The organism is Methanospirillum sp. (assembly GCF_028679455.1).
Lineage (GTDB): Archaea > Halobacteriota > Methanomicrobia > Methanomicrobiales > Methanospirillaceae > Methanospirillum.
The window spans coordinates 1-3180 of the sequence record NZ_JAJRBM010000031.1 but is presented as its reverse complement, the minus strand read 5'-3'; the positions used below and the strand labels follow the sequence as shown (position 1 = coordinate 3180).

3 protein-coding genes are annotated in these 3180 nt (G+C 41.2%); 2 read left to right on the top strand and 1 reads right to left on the bottom strand.

Going from position 1 to position 3180, the window contains the following annotated elements; all coding sequences use genetic code 11:
- The first annotated feature begins 133 nt into the window (after positions 1-133).
- Positions 134-1282, top strand: coding sequence for a molybdopterin molybdotransferase MoeA (locus LUQ50_RS00870; protein ID WP_300034752.1), 1149 nt, complete (start codon positions 134-136; stop codon positions 1280-1282).
- 16 nt (positions 1283-1298) lie between these two features.
- Here LUQ50_RS00870 and LUQ50_RS00865 read toward each other — a convergent pair whose 3' ends face one another.
- Positions 1299-1904 (bottom strand): ribbon-helix-helix domain-containing protein, encoded by a 606-nt coding sequence (locus LUQ50_RS00865; RefSeq protein WP_300034749.1) that lies wholly within the window; start codon positions 1902-1904, stop codon positions 1299-1301.
- Between the two features lie 197 nt (positions 1905-2101).
- Between LUQ50_RS00865 and LUQ50_RS00860 the strand changes: the two genes are divergently transcribed.
- Entirely contained in the window at positions 2102-2311 is a 210-nt protein-coding gene (locus LUQ50_RS00860) for a molybdopterin-binding protein (protein ID WP_300034746.1), read from the top strand.
- The last annotated feature ends 869 nt before the right edge of the window (positions 2312-3180 follow it).

Below are 3180 nucleotides of genomic sequence, written 5' to 3'. Positions count from 1 at the left end.
GATTAAAAATATTATTGCCTGAAGTACTTACCATCTTGATATAATAAAAGTAATATATTTTAAATCACTTACTTCTAGTCAAGCTTAGGTGATTTCAATCCCCCGGATATGTATTCATTCACAACTTCTGCCTTTGGCAGATGCAAAAAAGATAGTATTCTCCTCATTTCAAACTCCGGATACCCGGGTTCGCATCCCGGTTGCTGATTCATGCGGCCGTGTTCTTGCAGAGCCGGTATACTCAAAATGGACAAATCCTCCTCTGCTCCTCTCCGGACCCGATGGAATCGCGGTGAAGAGCGAAGCAACAACCGGAGCAGGGGAGAAATCCGGAATTGAACTGGATGCTCCACGGGTTAATACCGGGATGCCAATGCCGGACGGGTATGATGCAGTCATACCGATAGAGGAGGTTATCGAGGTATCAGAGAACAAATACCAGATTCATGCCCCGGTCTCCCCACTTCAAAACACCATTCCTTGTGGGGAAGATATTGGAATGGATGATATGGTCATGGATGCAGGACACCAGATCATTCCGTTTGATATCGGTGCACTCCTCTCCTATGGTATTACCGATGTTCTGGTTACGAGCTGGAGGGTGGGTCTGGTTGCAACCGGTGATGAGATCATCTCTCCGTATGAAACTCCGAAACCCGGTCAGATCGTTGATAGCAATTCGTATATGATTGCAGGGTTTTTGAAACAATATGGTGTTGTTCCGGTATTGTATCCGGTCATACCTGATGATCCTGCAACCATCTCCCGGGAATTACAGAAGATCAGTACAGAGTGCGACATGGTCCTGATCTTTGGAGGATCTTCTGCAGGATCCAAAGATCATACGGTTGATGCGATGGAGCAGTGTGGCACCCTCCTCTTTCATGGGGTTGCGATGGTGCCGGCAAAACCGGTAACTCTGGCCCGGATCAATGGAAAACCAGCGTTTGGAATGCCAGGCCCTTCAATCGCATCTCTGACTGTTCTTCGTGAATTTATTTCCCCTCTGCTCAGTCAATGGGGTGTGCCGATTCCTCCTGATCTCTATGTCGATGGGGAACTTACCGAGGCTGTTGCATCGGTTGACGGGGTAGATATGTTCCTGATGGTGAAGGTTCATACGGATCATGGCAAGACCCTTATCACTCCTGTACCGAGAATATTCGGGCATATGATGGGAGTCAGGGCAGATGCAGTGCTCCATAAAAAGAGAGGATCAGATAAACTCGTTAAAGGGCAGGAAGTCGAAGTCAGGGCGATGAGAAGGGAGACTATCGGATAGAATCTGGTGATGAAGGTTATGAAGAACCCAGAAAAAATACCGGGGGTTTTTCTTTTCGCTTCATTGCCGTTATCCACGCTATCGCGGAAGAACCCTTGATCCTGCATCCCTTTCTCTTTTTTCCATTGGTCTCCATCTCACCTCTTGCAACCGCTATTGAGACAATACTTTTCCGTGTGCTGAGTAGGATTGAGGGGTCCAGGAATTCTCCTACAAGTGTCTGAGTATACCATCCATCAGGATCAAGACTGATTATGGTTTGGTGATCCGGGTTTGTATGTGGTGACGGACCGGTATCAGTACCTGATCTGAGTGGTTTTGTCTTTTCTGGCAGTGTCCGGGAGGTACTATCTGGTTGTTCAGGTATTGACTGGGAGCAGATGCGATTATTCCTCTCTTTTATTTCCCCATTCTGGATCAGTGATTCTATTTTTGCGATTCGTTCTTCCAACCGTGAGACTGTGGTATCGGTCGACGGAGGATTATCTTTGACAGAGCCTGACAGATAGTGATCTAATGCCTCTTCGATGATGGTGCTTCTGCTTTTCCTGCTCACATATGCATAGTGGTTTAGCCTTTCATCCATCTCAGGGGTGAGTGTAATATTGTGTCTCTGCTTCATGTGCGTGGTGTGTATGATGTGTATTTGTGGGTTTGTTGTCTAAAAATTATCGCATGTTCTTCAATCAAGCATCAAATCATTACAAACTACGTTTGACACTCAGGCAGTTTTAAACTATTTTGATAACCAAAAACATTAAACCTTTTGGGGTGTATGTAGTAGTATCTGCCTTGTGGCAGAACAAAGAGGAACACAATATGAAAATCAGCGCACGTAACGCTCTTAAGGGCACTATCAAGTCAATCACCAAGGGACCAGTCAACGCAGAAGTCGCAATTGACATCGGTGGCGGCAATGTAGTAACTGCCATGATTACTTCCCACTCGGTAGAAAACCTGGCCTTAAAAGAAGGCAAATCAGTATACGCAGTGGTCAAGGCAAGCGAAGTAATGGTAGCGGTTGACTGATTATCCCGCATCCCTAATTTTTCGTGATCGGATTACAACCTTTTTTAGTAACCTGGGATAATTTCGAAAAAGGGACTAAATCTTGTTTATGGGGTGTACCTAGGCCCAATCTGTATCATATCTTTCCGGTGGACTGGTAATTCTCCTGCTCGCGGTACTATTTTGAAGGATATGGGTAACCTGTATGTCCGATATGCGGATCTCATGATTTATTTTAGGAGGTAGAATTTCCTGATCAATTTCTGATGTATCCGAATTTAATGCCTTTAAACCGCGGATTTATAGGATGGAACTCGATATTCAATTCAGCAGGGGAACAATAATCTTTTTGAGAAAGCGAGAATGTATTGCCGCGCTTCAAGTTGATCTAAATGGTTTAAATTTAAACGAAATAGCTGGGTTAATTAATTAAAATCTAACGTTATAATAACTAAAAAAATTTATCTTAATAATCCTCTTGCATTCTTAAATATTTGCCTTAAATGATTAGATCTGTAAATTTTTACAAAAAAATATAATTTGAAATGAATAAAATATTTTTAATCTTTATTCAGTATAATAAGTTAATGATTATAAAAAAGAGTTTATCTACTTTAATCATTATTGAGCTTTTATGGGTATAGGTGATTTAGTTAAATTATATTTAGAAAACACGCATTACGAATTATTTTCTTTGCTACTAACAATCGCATTCATAACTTTACTGATTTTTTTAGATCATAATTTTATTCATTTACTTGCTACCATATGGAATAATATAAGAGATGATCGGAATCAATTAATTTTTTTAATAATTCTTACTTTCTCTCTTTTTCTTTTAATTATGAATTTAACAATAATTGATATAAAATTATTAAATCCTCCTAAAG